Annotated in this window: 13 protein-coding genes; 6 read left to right on the forward strand and 7 right to left on the reverse strand. The window is 39.8% G+C overall.

The features are described 5' to 3' along the window. Positions 1-97 precede the first annotated feature (97 nt). From BCY91_RS04610 to BCY91_RS04625, 4 genes are all read left to right on the forward strand, one after another. A complete protein-coding gene (locus BCY91_RS04610) occupies positions 98-1,066 on the forward strand; it encodes a polyprenyl synthetase family protein (RefSeq protein WP_120180900.1) in 969 nt (322 codons plus the stop codon). Then, positions 1,067-2,119, forward strand: a complete 1,053-nt coding sequence (locus BCY91_RS04615; protein ID WP_120180846.1) for a TerC family protein — start codon at positions 1,067-1,069, stop codon at positions 2,117-2,119. A gap of 173 nt (positions 2,120-2,292) precedes the next feature. Continuing rightward, the gene (locus BCY91_RS04620) at positions 2,293-4,104 is read left to right on the forward strand and encodes an alpha-amylase family glycosyl hydrolase (protein WP_120180847.1); all 1,812 of its coding nucleotides are present in this window, start codon (positions 2,293-2,295) and stop codon (positions 4,102-4,104) included. Between the two features lie 96 nt (positions 4,105-4,200). Further along, positions 4,201-4,536, forward strand: a complete 336-nt coding sequence (locus BCY91_RS04625; protein ID WP_120180848.1) for a cupin domain-containing protein — start codon at positions 4,201-4,203, stop codon at positions 4,534-4,536. 47 nt (positions 4,537-4,583) lie between these two features. Here BCY91_RS04625 and BCY91_RS04630 read toward each other — a convergent pair whose 3' ends face one another. Together BCY91_RS04630 and BCY91_RS04635 are read right to left on the reverse strand one after the other, a co-directional pair. Then, positions 4,584-5,171 (reverse strand): hypothetical protein, encoded by a 588-nt coding sequence (locus BCY91_RS04630; RefSeq protein WP_120180849.1) that lies wholly within the window; start codon positions 5,169-5,171, stop codon positions 4,584-4,586. A 126-nt stretch (positions 5,172-5,297) separates the two neighbouring features. Further along, the gene (locus BCY91_RS04635; RefSeq protein ID WP_120180850.1) at positions 5,298-5,495 is read right to left on the reverse strand and encodes a hypothetical protein; all 198 of its coding nucleotides are present in this window, start codon (positions 5,493-5,495) and stop codon (positions 5,298-5,300) included. Positions 5,496-5,586: 91 nt separating this feature from the next. Between BCY91_RS04635 and BCY91_RS04640 the strand changes: the two genes are divergently transcribed. Continuing rightward, the gene (locus BCY91_RS04640; protein ID WP_120180901.1) at positions 5,587-7,026 is read left to right on the forward strand and encodes a M20/M25/M40 family metallo-hydrolase; all 1,440 of its coding nucleotides are present in this window, start codon (positions 5,587-5,589) and stop codon (positions 7,024-7,026) included. Positions 7,027-7,356: 330 nt separating this feature from the next. Here BCY91_RS04640 and BCY91_RS04645 read toward each other — a convergent pair whose 3' ends face one another. The 5 genes from BCY91_RS04645 to purN all read right to left on the reverse strand — a co-directional run bounded on the left by BCY91_RS04645 (position 7,357) and on the right by purN (position 12,193). Further along, positions 7,357-8,085 carry a YoaK family protein gene (locus tag BCY91_RS04645; RefSeq protein ID WP_120180851.1) on the reverse strand — a complete coding sequence of 243 codons (729 nt, stop codon included), beginning with the start codon at positions 8,083-8,085 and terminating at the stop codon, positions 7,357-7,359. 319 nt (positions 8,086-8,404) lie between these two features. Further along, positions 8,405-9,427: a rod shape-determining protein gene (locus BCY91_RS04650; protein WP_120180852.1), complete on the reverse strand. Its 1,023-nt coding sequence runs from the start codon at positions 9,425-9,427 to the stop codon at positions 8,405-8,407. Positions 9,428-9,506: 79 nt separating this feature from the next. Next, complete coding sequence (gene purH, locus BCY91_RS04655; protein ID WP_120180853.1) at positions 9,507-11,036, reverse strand: bifunctional phosphoribosylaminoimidazolecarboxamide formyltransferase/IMP cyclohydrolase; 1,530 nt, start codon at positions 11,034-11,036, stop codon at positions 9,507-9,509. A 120-nt stretch (positions 11,037-11,156) separates the two neighbouring features. Then, positions 11,157-11,483: a hypothetical protein gene (locus BCY91_RS04660; protein WP_120180854.1), complete on the reverse strand. Its 327-nt coding sequence runs from the start codon at positions 11,481-11,483 to the stop codon at positions 11,157-11,159. A gap of 128 nt (positions 11,484-11,611) precedes the next feature. Further along, entirely contained in the window at positions 11,612-12,193 is a 582-nt protein-coding gene (purN, locus tag BCY91_RS04665) for a phosphoribosylglycinamide formyltransferase (protein ID WP_120180855.1), read from the reverse strand. 130 nt (positions 12,194-12,323) lie between these two features. On the opposite strand from purN, the gene BCY91_RS04670 reads away from it, so the two are divergent. Next, on the forward strand, positions 12,324-12,887 hold the full coding sequence (locus BCY91_RS04670) for a type 1 glutamine amidotransferase domain-containing protein (RefSeq protein ID WP_120180856.1): 564 nt from the start codon (positions 12,324-12,326) through the stop codon (positions 12,885-12,887). Positions 12,888-12,906: the final 19 nt, after the last annotated feature.

Genomic DNA, 12,906 nt, shown 5'->3' on the forward strand with positions numbered 1-12,906 from the left:
AAAGCTTCGTTAGTGCAATAACATTCCTGCCAACCCAAATTCTATAATCGCTTTTTTTAACTTATGTTTGCAAACCAAAAAAGAAAGGCTTGCCTCAATGAATTTGGACGACATAAAACAGCCTATTGCTAAAGAACTGGATGCTTTTGAAGATAAATTCAAAGCATCAATGCAAAGCTCTGTGCCTTTATTAGATCGGATTACACATTATATTGTGAAACGCAAAGGCAAACAGATGCGCCCAATGTTTGTGTTTTTTTCTGCTGGCTTGTGTGGTGGCATTACCGAGTCTACCTACCGCGGCGCTGCTTTGGTAGAGCTTTTACATACGGCAACTTTGGTGCATGATGATGTGGTGGATAATTCTTTTGAACGCCGTGGTTTTTTCTCTGTTAATGCCCTTTGGAAAAACAAAATTGCGGTATTGGTAGGCGATTACTTGCTATCCAAAGGTTTGCAGCTTTCTGTAGATAACAAAGAGTTTGATTTACTTAAAATTGTTTCAGATGCAGTGCAACAAATGAGCGAAGGCGAGCTTTTGCAAATTGAGAAAGTACGGCGCATGGACATTAGCGAATCTGTTTATTACGAGGTAATTAGGCAAAAAACAGCTTCTTTAATTTCATCTTGTTGCGCTGCAGGTGCCGCATCTGCCGGTGCTAGTACCGAAGTGGTAGAACAGATGAAAAATTTTGGCGAGAAAATTGGTATCGCTTTTCAGATAAAAGATGATTTATTTGACTTTGGGGTGGATGATGTGGGCAAACCTAAAGGTATAGATATTAAGGAGAAGAAAGTAACCCTGCCTTTGATTTATGCACTTAACAAAGCAGATAAACCTTTGAAAAAACAGATGATAAACCTGGTGAAAAACCATAGCGATAACGAAGATAAGCTAAAGCAGATTATAGATTTTGTGCGGGAGAGTGGCGGACTAAGTTATGCCGAAGAACAGATGCTAAACTACCAAAACCAGGCTTTTGCCATTTTGGATAGTTTTCCCCAGTCGGCTTTTAAAACAGGTTTGCAAAATTTAGTACGCTTTACTACCGAAAGAAAAAAATAGATGAGCCACGAGATGATCTTTTTTGGCGGTTTCACACTTTTTATAGTGTTGATGCTTGCCCTTGATTTAGGTGTTTTTAATAAAAAAGACCATAAAGTGAGCTTCAAGCAAGCCGCCGTTATGAGCGCTATTTGGGTTTCATTTGCCATTGGTTTTTACTTTTTTTTAAAAACCGAAGGGCACGAGCTTCATAACATCCATAACCAAGCGCACCTTGCTCAGGTAGTAAAAGACCACCAGCACAATATTACGCTCAACGGTGCCAACTTTAGCGAAAACCTAAAAAAGTATAACGATAATTTAGGGCTCGAGTTTATTACCGGTTATGTGATAGAATATGCGCTATCGGTAGATAATATTTTTGTGATGGTATTGATATTTTCGGCTTTTGGTGTAGCCGAAAAATATTACCACAGGGTGCTTTTTTGGGGTATTTTGGGCGCCGTAGTCATGCGCTTCATTTTTATTTTTGTGGGCGCAACGCTCATTAGCAAATTCGGTTGGATATTGTACGTTTTTGGCGCTTTCTTAATTTACAGTGGCTTTATGATGTTTAAAGCGAAAGATGAGGAAGAACAAATTGACCCCGAAAACCATAAAGTAGTAAAGTTTGCTTCGCGCTTTTTTCCCATCCATCCAGAGTATGTGGGCCATGATTTTTTTCACCGTAAAAACGGCAAGCTGTATTTAACGCCATTGTTTTTGGTTTTGTTGGTGATTGAGTTTTCGGATGTCATTTTTGCAGTAGACTCTATCCCGGCAATTTTTGCGGTAACCAAAGACCCTTACATCGTATTCTTCTCAAACATTTTCGCTATTCTCGGCCTGCGTTCCATGTTTTTTTTGTTGGTAAACGTTATCCACAAGTTCCATTACTTAAAAACAGGTTTGGCAATTTTGCTGATGTTTATTGGGTTCAAAATGCTAACGCACCATTATCTAAAGCTGTGGGGTTTTACCACCATGCACTCGCTGTTTATCATTTTAGCAATTTTAACCGTAAGTATTGTTGCGTCTTTGCTTTTCCCTAAAAAACACGTTCCAAAGCATTAATCCGCGTTAGTTGGCTGAAATACGGCTTTGTAAAAGCCGGTTCTTTTGCGCTTTTTCTGCGCAAAAAACCAAAGCGAAGCGGCGTATGTAAGACAGCGTAAAAACGCCCAAAAAATTATCGTTTTCAGCTTATTTATGGCAGCATATTAGCTTAGGCTTGGCTAAAAATAAGTATGCAAAAAAATATACAGCAAAATATATCTGTGCCCGGCATGGGTGCAATTGTACATCAGCAAGGCGTGTTTTTTAGGGTTTGGGCGCCTAATGCCAAACGCGTTTTTGTAATGGGCGATTTTAACGCTTGGCGCGAGGATGAATTAGAGCTAAAGCTGGAAGATAATGGTTACTACGGAATAAATGTAGCGCAAGCTAAAGCAGGTAGCCAGTACAAATACGTCATTATTAGCAAGGCCGATGAAAAATTGATTAAAAACGATCCTTACGCCCGTGAATTAACCAACTCTAATGGTAATTCTGTGGTTTATGATAATGAGCGGTTTGATTGGGAAGATGACCAATCTTTTATGCCTTATTGGAATGAAGCTGTGATTTATGAATTGCATTTAGGAACTTTTTACACTAAAGAAAAAAACCAGCCGGGCAATTTTTACACACTAAAAGAAAAGATACCTTATTTAAAAGACTTAGGCATAAACGTGATCGAGATTATGCCTCCGTTTGAGTTTCCGGGAGCATATTCTTGGGGCTATAACCCTGCCTATCCGTTTGCGATAGAATCTGACTATGGTGGTCCAGATGCCTTGAAAGCACTGGTAAAAGAGGCTCACAACCACGGTATAGCGGTGATTTTGGATGCCGTGTATAATCATTTTGGCCCTTCTGATATTGATTTATGGCGTTTTGATGGCTGGTACGAGAATGATAAAGGAGGCATATACTTTTATAACGACTGGAAATCTGCCACGCCTTGGGGCGACACACGTCCGGATTACGGCCGGCCAGAGGTGCGTAATTACATTAAAGACAACGCACGGATGTGGCTTACAGATTTTCATATAGACGGATTGCGCTTAGACAGCACTTACTATATGCGCCATGTGGAAGAAGGGCAGGATATGGCGCAAGGCATTGCAGAGGCCGTTACTTTATTGAAAGAAATTAATGCAGAAGTACAAGAGAAATATCCGCAGAAACTGATTATAGCCGAGGATCTGCACAATTTGGAGGTCATAACCAATAGCTTAAATGATGGCGGTGTGGGTTTTAGCAGTCAGTGGGATTCGGTATTTGTACATACCATACGCAATGTTCTTATCACCCAAGAAGACGAGCAGCGCGATATGGAGCAGGTAGCAAAAGCCCTAACACAGCGTTACAGTAATGGCGCGTTTAAGAGGGTAATTTATACCGAATCGCATGATGAGGTTGGCAACGGAACAGCCCGCGTGGCAGAAGAGATAGCATTTGACGATGTAAACAATTGGTACTCTAAAAAGCGTGCAACTTTAGGTATTGCTTTAGTGATGACAGCGCCCGGCATCCCGATGATTTTTCAAGGGCAAGAACTTTTGGAAGATAGATGGTTTTCTGACACCGACCCCATTGATTGGTCTTTGTTAGAACAACATAAAGGGATTTTTCAGTTACATAAAGATTTGATTGCTTTGCGGCTAAATAAACAAGATTTCACGCGTGGTCTTTGCGGGCAACATATTCAAATTATTCGGGCAGATCAGGAGCAAAAAGTGGTTGCTTACCAACGCTGGAAAGAAGGGGGCGAGCGCGATACAACCGTGGTAGTGCTTAACTTCTCGGTTACAGAAAAGGCAGTTTATCGCATCGGTTTTCCTGCGCCGGGTTTATGGAGAATACGGTTCAACTCTGATTGGGATGGTTACGATGCGGATTTTAGCAATTACCAGTCTTTTGATGTGGAAGCAACCGGCCAAGCTTGCGATGGCTTTGAGCACAGCGCCGAAGTGTCCATAGCGCCATACACAGCACTGATTTTCTCGCAAGGATAGATGAAATTTTAGATTTTAATCCGACACGACCTCAAGTAAATTACGTTTAAAAAATCAGCTTTAAATGCGAAATTTACAGATTTACAATTGTTAATTATGGAAAGTAATATTTTTCAAACAGCTGATGATATTAGCTGGGAAGACTTAGGCGACGGTGTACAGCGCCAAATGTTAGGTTTTGATGCCAAAGCGATGATGGTGAAAGTGAAATTTGAAACTGGCGCTATCGGCTCGGTTCACCAACATCCGCATACGCAAGTGACCTTTGTAGAGAGCGGTAGTTTTTTAGTCACCATTGACGGTAATTCAGCCTTGTTGAAGAAGGGCGACGGTTTCCGCGTACCTTCAAACGCTTTGCACGGCGTAAAATGTGAAGAAGCAGGCGTATTGGTAGATGTTTTTAGTCCGTTAAGAGAAGATTTCATAAAATGATGAGAGGTCTACGATTTTCTGGATCTGAAAATCGTAGACCTCTACAATTATAATAAGTTATACTCGGCCAGTTTATTGCGCTCATCTTGCAAGGCACGTGCTAGCTTCTTTTCGTTATCGTTGGCCTTGGTTTTATAGGTTTTAAACTCGTCTTGTAAATCCTCAAAAAGTTTGATGCGGTAGCGTGCTTCTTTTCGGGCAGCAAATGCTGTAAAGTATAAAACAGTAGCAATTACCGCTAATGCAATAATAAATCCCCACATCAGCATCCGGTAGTTGCCTTTTTCGATACTAAAAAGGCCTAAAAAAGTGATTTCGTTGGCACTGTTGATAGATGCTTGTAAAGATTTTTCTTTCTCGGCCAGTTGGCTGTGCTGCTTTTTTAAGGCTTGTTCGCGCTCATTTAGCGTGGTAGCTATCTGCGCGTATTTGGCTTCTTTGCGCTGCAAAGTGTCCACGGTGTTTTTCCACAACGAATTGATGTGGCTCTGCTTAATTACTTTATATTCTTGATAATTGTTAGAACCTTCTACCACCTGTTTAAATTGATCGTTAATGCTTTGAGCCTGCACATAAAAACCAAAAAACAGGAATGCGGAAAGTAAAAAGGCAGTTTTTAAATGGTCTTTGTTCATAGAGATTTGATTTTGTTATCATTTTAAAGCGCCTTTTGTGTCATTTTATTGTATGCTGATGGCACAAATAATAAAAATAACGGCTGATACTAACAAAAGCTCAATCTTAAATGATTGTGAACCCGTCTATTTTCTTACGATAAGATAAACAATAAATAATATTACCAGGCATACCGGTATAATCCAGTGGATGGTTTTTCCGGCTGATTGGTCGTTTTTTTCGGTTACAGCTTCCTCTGCAGGTGCGGGGTTTTGCTGGTTTTCGTTATAGTCATGTTCAATCCCTTCCGGTGATTTTCTGAATTCTTCTTCCTTGTTTTCCATGATGATGCTTTTTCGCTGTTATAAAACAATTTTATTGCCAAAAGCTGATGTGCGCTTGCCACATTTAAAAACGAATTGCTTATTTTCCATCATGAAAACATTTCTGAAACTCATCGGTGCTTTGCTGTTTTTGCTTGTGGTAGTGGTGTTGGTTAAAACAGTGCTTTTTAAAAGCAAACAAATGCAGGAACAAAGCTACGTACCTTTAGCGGTCACAGACTCGTCGGTAGTTCGTTTGCAAAGAGCTATACAAATTAAAACCATCTCATATGACGAGCCAACAAAGATGGACAGTAGCGCATTTTCGGCCTTTCAGCATTTTTTAGTAAGCAGTTATCCGGCGGTTTTTGCTGGGATGGAGGTAGAATACGTCAACTTTTTTGGTATTGTTTTACATTGGAAAGGTTTGGATAACAAAGGTAAGCCAGCAGTTTTAATGGCACACCAGGATGTAGTGCCTATTGAAGAAGCTACGCGTAGCCAATGGGATGCTGATCCTTTTTCGGGCGAGATAAAAAACGGATTTGTGTACGGGCGCGGTGCAATTGATGATAAAGGGAGTTTAATTGCCATTTTAGAAGCTGCAGAAACTTTGGTCAAACAGGGGTTTAAACCTAAATGCGATATTTATTTTGTTTTTGGTCATGATGAAGAGGTAATGGGTCTACAAGGCGCTAAGGCGATAGCAAAGCTGTTTAAAGAGCGTAACATAGCCCCGCGTTTTGTATTGGATGAGGGAGGAATTGTAACAGAATATAAGGTGCCGGGTTTAGGTAAAACAGCCGCCGTAGTGGGCATTGCAGAAAAAGGATATCAAACATTAAAGTTGAAAATAAATATTCCGGGCGGACATTCGTCCATGCCCGAACATAAAACCGCCATTGATGAACTGGCAAAAGCGGTTGTTGCTTTAAAAGATCATCCTTTTGAGGCAGAGCTGAATTCAACCGTCCAAAATTTCTTGGATTTTGTAGGTCCCGAAATGCCTTTTACCAGCAAAATGGCTATGGCCAACCGATGGTTATTTACGCCCATCATTAAAAGTACTTATGCCAAATCTCCAACTGGCAATGCCACCATCCGCACCACCACCGCAACTACGATATTTAATGCGGGCGTTAAAGAAAATTTAATTCCGGGCGAAGCAGAAGCCACTGTCAACTTTCGCACTCTGCCCGGTGTTTCCCAAGCCGATGTGATAGCCCACGTAAAAAAGATAATTGATAATAATCAGATACAAATTATTCCGGAAGGAGCGGGGCACAGCCCTAGCCAGGTTGCTTCTGTTACAGATAGCAGCTTTGCTTATATCCAAAAAACAATTAGTGCTTACAAGAAAGACATTGTAGTAGCACCTTATTTGGTGTTAGGAGCCACAGATAGCCGTTATTTTGGCGATTTAACCGCCCAAGTTTTCCGTTTTATTCCATTTACAGATCCCGAAGGTTTCCACGGTGTAAACGAGCGGATTAAAGTAAGCGAGTTTAAGAAAGGAATAGGCTTTTATTATGAGTTGATGAGGGGGATGTGAGTAGCTTAAAAGAATTATTTGTTAATGTATTCCCCTGCCGTCATTACTGGAATTTTAGCATTTTTGAAATCCTTTTTGTTTCGGGTAATAATTACGTCCGAGTGGTTATCTATAGTAATTGCGTATCGTAAACCATCTTCAAAATCGTCAAAGTTTGACGTAAGCGCTAAGTCAATTGATTTATCCTCAAGTGCTAAGACAGTTACCAGAACTTACGTTTATGGCGAATTGAAGTTTAAACTCTAATACAGGTCAGGATTTGTAAATCCTTAAAAGCGGTAAGAGTTGTTTTTTATTATGAATTGATGATGAAAGGATAGATTTAAGTACTCAATAACGATGGCTTCTTTGTGTTTTTATCAGTTTATATCTGAACTCATCGTAAAATAGACTGATCAACAAAATTGCTGCAGCAAAAATTAAAGCGTTTAATTCCATGTTAAGCTTTGAGTAAAGAAAACCACCTATCAAACCACCTCCAAAAAAGAAGGAAATGATATAAATACGAAGTTTAATGGCTGACTTTAGCTTTTTTATTTGTAGTTCCGATTTTTGGAAAAACAAGTGGGAGAGGTCAATCCCTAAATCTGTAAAAAGTCCGGTAAGGTGCGTGGTTCTAACGGTAGCGTTTGAAATTTTTGTAACGTAAGCATTCTGCAACCCCATGGCAAAAAGCAATAAACAGGCAATTAAATTGGGATACCGGAATTGGATGAAATTACTAATTAGCGCAATTGTAATTAAAATAAGGCATTCAATTATTGTGGGCAATACAAATACGTTGAGCTTTCTGTTTTCTTTGAATATTTCGATAAGCATACTTGATGAAAATGAACCTGCAAGAAAAGAGAAGATATAGAGAAAATAAATGGTTCCTTTCCAAAATTCGAAATGTGCAACATCGTAAATAAAGAGAGCGAAATGTCCTGTTACATTAGTAGTAAGCTGTTTTATTGCTAAAAAACCGACAACATTTACAATTCCGGCAACAAAAGATAAAACAGCGGCAATCTGTAGGTTATGTTTTAGAGTTCGGCTTTTACCTTGGTGCCTAAACATTTTTTATAAGGTTAAATCTCAGCTGTTTTAGAGATAATGAATTAACTGTAAATGTATCTAAAATTAAGGTTTTGTCTGCCTTATTCATTTAAATGAGCTCGCTAAAATTTTCAATTGTTCGATAAAAGATTTTGCCGGATAAACCTTTGTAGATTTCCCAAAAATCGGGTATTTGTTTATCTAAGAAACAAAATTGAATATAAAAAAAAGCAAGAATCTCTCAATTCCTGCTTTCCATAACGCAAGCTACATCTTGCATTCTAATATTTTCCACAACGCAAGCTCTCCTATCTCACGTCTCAAACTCACATCTAAAGAACTACTGTATCAAAAACTTAAAGTTCTGTACGTTCTTTAAGGAAATTCCGGTACCTCTAACTACGGCACGCAAAGGATCATCGGCAACGTGTACCGGCAATTTGGTTTTAGAGCTTACACGTTTATCCAAGCCGCGCAATAGCGCACCGCCACCGGTTAAGTAAATACCTGTTTGGTAAATATCTGCAGAAAGTTCTGGCGGTGTAATCTCGAGGGCTTTTAAAATAGCCTCTTCAATTTTCGAGATCGATTTATCTAAGCAATGCGCTATTTCTGTATAAGAAACTGTAATTTGTTTAGGCACGCCGGTCATCAAATCACGGCCTTGCACGGCAAAATCGCCAGGCGCGTCTTGCAATTCGGGCAAAGCAGAACCCACTTCAATTTTAATGCGCTCCGCAGTTCTGTCGCCAATCATAATATTGTGCTGTCTGCGGATATAGTTTACAATGTCAGAATCAAAATTATCGCCGGCCACGCGGATAGATTGGTCGCAAACAATTCCCGAGAGGGCTATTACCGCAATTTCCGTAGTCCCGCCACCAATGTCAATAATCATATTACCCATTGGTTCTTCCACATCAATCCCAATACCTACTGCGGCGGCCATTGGCTCGTGAATTAAATATACTTCTTTGGCGCCTGCAATTTCGGCCGAGTCGCGCACGGCTCTTTTTTCGACCTCTGTAATGCCCGAAGGGATACAGATGACCATCCTTAACGAAGGGAAAAACCATCCCTTACCGTTATTGATCATTTTAATCATCCCGCGGATCATGTGTTCGGCCGCGTTAAAATCAGCAATAACACCGTCTTTTAACGGACGGACGGTTTTGATATTTTCGTGGGTTTTGCCTTCCATTTGCATCGCTTGCCTGCCAATTGCGATAACTTTATTGGTGGTGCGGTCAAACGCAACAATAGACGGTTCATCTACAACAACCTTGTCGTTATGGATAATTAAAGTGTTAGCGGTACCTAAATCAATCGCTATTTCTTGTGTGAACCAGTTGAATAAACCCATTTATGACGTTCTTGTGGTGTTGTAGAATTTAAAAGCTAAAAATATCAAAAACAATCTTTTTAGCGATGCTAATTTAGTATTAATGTTTAAAATGGCGAACTCCGGTAGTTACCATCGCTATACCTTTTTGGTTTGCCATATCAATAGAGTCTTGGTCTTTGATAGAACCGCCCGGCTGTAAAACTGCGCTGATGCCCGCTTCTGCCGCTAGCTCCACGCAATCTGGGAATGGGAAAAACGCATCCGAAGCCATTACTGCCCCTTTCAAATCAAAACCGAAAGTTTCTGCTTTGATTACCGCCTGTTTTAAAGAATCAACTCTTGAAGTTTGGCCAACACCGCTTGCAATTAAGGTGTTGTCTTTAGCAAAAACAATGGTGTTTGATTTGGTATGTTTTACCACTTTATTAGCAAAAAACAAATCTTGTAACTCCTGTGCGCTAGGTTGCTTTTGGGTTACTGCTTTCATTGCATCCGGACCTTCTACCGTGCTGTCTTTATCTTGTTCAATCACACCGTTTAATAGGGTTTTGAACAATTTATTAGGCAATTCTACCTCTTTGCGGCGTAAAATAATGCGGTTTTTCTTGCTGGTAAGTATTTCCTGTGCTTTTGCGCTATAAGCCGGCGCAATGAGTACCTCAAAGAAAAGCTGGTTAATTTCGTTTGCCGTAGCTTCATCAACTTCGCCATTGCAAATAAGCACGCCACCAAACGCAGAAATTGGGTCGCAAGCTAAAGCTGTTTTCCAGGCATCTAATAATTGAGGCCGGCTGGCAATTCCGCAAGCGTTGGTATGTTTTAAAATGGCGAAAGTTGGCTCTTCAAACTCATCAATTAAGGCAACGGCAGCGTCCACATCAACCAAATTGTTGTATGACAATTCTTTGCCGTTCAGTTTTTCAAACATCGCATCCAAATCACCATAGAAATAGCCTTTTTGGTGAGGATTTTCTCCGTAACGCAATACAGACGCTTTTTGTTCGCTTTGTTTAAATAACGTTAGGGCATCATCGCCTTGGTTAAACCAGTTAAAAATAGCAGTATCATAGTGCGATGAGATGTTGAAAGCATTGCGGGCAAAGGCTTTACGTTGTTCTAAAGAAGTTTCGCCTTGTTGCGCTTCTAAAATATTGTTCAGGGTGCTGTAATCATCTTTTGAAGCGATGATAACCACATCTTTATGGTTTTTAGCAGCCGCTCTAATTAAAGAAATGCCACCTATATCAATTTTTTCGATAATGTCCTGCTCTGCAGCGCCAGATTTTACTGTTTCTTCGAAAGGATAAAGATCTACAATTACCAGGTCAATTTCCGGAATTTCGTATTCCTCAATCTGGCCTTGATCGCCCTCATGCGCGCGACGGGTTAAAATGCCACCAAAGATTTTAGGGTGAAGGGTTTTAACGCGTCCGCCTAAAATAGAAGGATATGAGGTTAAATCTTCAACAGGAATTACTTTTACGCCTAGATCGGTAATAAATTTTTCTGTTCCTCCGGTAGAGTAGATGTTTACGCCTAATTTATTGAGCTGTTGTATAATAGGCTCTAAATTATCTTTGTAATAAACCGAAATTAAGGCGTTTTTAATCTTTACTGGATGGCTCATGGCGTGTTTTTGTTTTAAAGCGCAAAGATAGGAAAATCAATTTTTTTTGTAGCACAATGTGTAAATTCATTTCAAGCTTTTAAATAGAAGCAAAACCCAGCCTAAAAGAGCTGTTATTTGCTATTTTGCAGCAGCTTCATTCATGTGGCATTTAAAAGATTTCACTTTAGCCCGGCTAACAATAAAACCAACTAAATCTTTTGCGACGGAGGCAGAAACCTGTAATCTTCTGTTTTGATGTCTTTTTATGTCACCTATCGTACTAACGTTCAGAAGTACCGCCGTTTCTAGAAAGCTGAAATTTGGATCCGATCCAACAATTTCTACGATGTTTTTAGACTTAACAACCACATCATCATCGTTGTTGTTACAGGCCGAGAAAATTGATGTTGAGAGTAACAGTGCAAATACTATACTTGCCGTGTACCATTTGTTTTTTGTTTTCATGATAAAATTGTTTTGTTATAAGTCTGAAACAAGCCTATCAAAAAAATGATTTAAAAAATAAGATCAACAGTACAATTATAGGTGCGAAATGCACAAAACACCGGAAGATGACTTTTTAGAAAGCCTTTTTAAGATACCTTCATTTTTTTTACCAAGCCTTCTATCACTTTTGGGAAGTGCAGATGCTCTAGCTGTTGAACTTTAAATTTTATCATTTCTAGGTCGTCATCTGCCTCAATCTTAAATTTAGATTGATGAATAATTTCACCTTCGTCAAATTTATCGTTTACCAAATGGATGGTAATACCAGATTCGGCTTCGGCCGCGGCCAATACGGCTTTATGCACGCGTTCGCCATACATGCCTTTACCTCCGTATTTTGGCAGTAAAGAAGGATGAATATTGATGATTTTGTTTGGAAATGCTTTTAATAAGTTTTGCGGAACCAGCCATAAAAATCCGGCAAGCACCACCAAATCAACCTCTAAATTTCGCAACAAGGTAACCACTCTGCTTGTTTCGTAAAACTCGTGGCGGTCAAATATGTGCGATGGCACCTCAAAATTATCTGCACGTTGCAACACATACGCATCGGGGTTATTGGTTAAAACCAGCACTACCTCGGCATCATCATTACGTTTAAAATGCTCCATAATTTTCTGAGCGTTTGATCCGGAACCAGATGCGAAAATAGCTATACGTTTCTTCAAGGTGATTTATGTTTGCTTGTTTCTTCAAATATAGAATTTTGTGCGCTCAAGCGAAACCAATTTGTAAAAATTGCGCGTTTTGTTTGCTTATGGTTTGGTGTTTGTTTAAAAACGTAAAACATAAAATACCATGGAAAATTTGAAAAACAGAAAAGTAGCTATTTTAAGCGATCAAGGTTTTGAACAGTCGGAATTGCTAGAACCGCAAAAGGCTTTGTTAGATGCCGGTGCCACGGTGCATGTAATTTCTGCCGAGAAGGGGAAAATCAAAGCTTGGGACCATAGCGATTGGGGCAAAGAAGTGGATGTTGATAAAGCTTTGAGCGAAGCGAATCCCGAAGATTATGATGCGCTAATGGTTCCGGGAGGCGTGATGAACCCAGATAAAATGCGCGCAAATGCAGATTATGTGGATTTTGCCAAAGCTTTTTTTGAAGCAGGTAAACCCATTGCGGCCATTTGCCACGGACCGCAGTTATTAATTGAAACCGGCGCGCTAAACGGCAGAACAATGACATCATACCCATCTATTAAAACAGATTTGGTAAATGCCGGCGTTAATTGGGAAGATAAAGAGGTGGTGGTAGATAAAGGTTTAGTCACCAGCCGATCGCCCAAAGATATACCGGCTTTTAATAAAAAAATGATTGAAGAGTTTCGCGAGGGCGTCCATAAAGGGCAAAAATCTATTTAAGCTTAACAAAAAAAGGGAA

Origin of the sequence: Pelobium manganitolerans (assembly GCF_003609575.1) — a bacterium.
GTDB lineage: Bacteria > Bacteroidota > Bacteroidia > Sphingobacteriales > Sphingobacteriaceae > Pseudopedobacter > Pseudopedobacter manganitolerans.

Bases quoted from the DNA above. Each gene is read 5' to 3' on its own strand.
- BCY91_RS04610 (WP_120180900.1), top strand. From the start codon at position 98: ATGAATTTGGACGACATAAAACAGCCTATTGCTAAAGAACTGGATGCT.
- BCY91_RS04615 (WP_120180846.1), top strand. From the start codon at position 1,067: ATGAGCCACGAGATGATCTTTTTTGGCGGTTTCACACTTTTTATAGTG.
- BCY91_RS04620 (WP_120180847.1), top strand. From the start codon at position 2,293: ATGCAAAAAAATATACAGCAAAATATATCTGTGCCCGGCATGGGTGCA.
- BCY91_RS04625 (WP_120180848.1), top strand. From the start codon at position 4,201: ATGGAAAGTAATATTTTTCAAACAGCTGATGATATTAGCTGGGAAGAC.
- BCY91_RS04630 (WP_120180849.1), bottom strand. From the start codon at position 5,171: ATGAACAAAGACCATTTAAAAACTGCCTTTTTACTTTCCGCATTCCTG.
- BCY91_RS04635 (WP_120180850.1), bottom strand. From the start codon at position 5,495: ATGGAAAACAAGGAAGAAGAATTCAGAAAATCACCGGAAGGGATTGAA.
- BCY91_RS04640 (WP_120180901.1), top strand. From the start codon at position 5,587: ATGAAAACATTTCTGAAACTCATCGGTGCTTTGCTGTTTTTGCTTGTG.
- BCY91_RS04645 (WP_120180851.1), bottom strand. From the start codon at position 8,085: ATGTTTAGGCACCAAGGTAAAAGCCGAACTCTAAAACATAACCTACAG.
- BCY91_RS04650 (WP_120180852.1), bottom strand. From the start codon at position 9,427: ATGGGTTTATTCAACTGGTTCACACAAGAAATAGCGATTGATTTAGGT.
- purH (WP_120180853.1), bottom strand. From the start codon at position 11,036: ATGAGCCATCCAGTAAAGATTAAAAACGCCTTAATTTCGGTTTATTAC.
- BCY91_RS04660 (WP_120180854.1), bottom strand. From the start codon at position 11,483: ATGAAAACAAAAAACAAATGGTACACGGCAAGTATAGTATTTGCACTG.
- BCY91_RS04670 (WP_120180856.1), top strand. From the start codon at position 12,324: ATGGAAAATTTGAAAAACAGAAAAGTAGCTATTTTAAGCGATCAAGGT.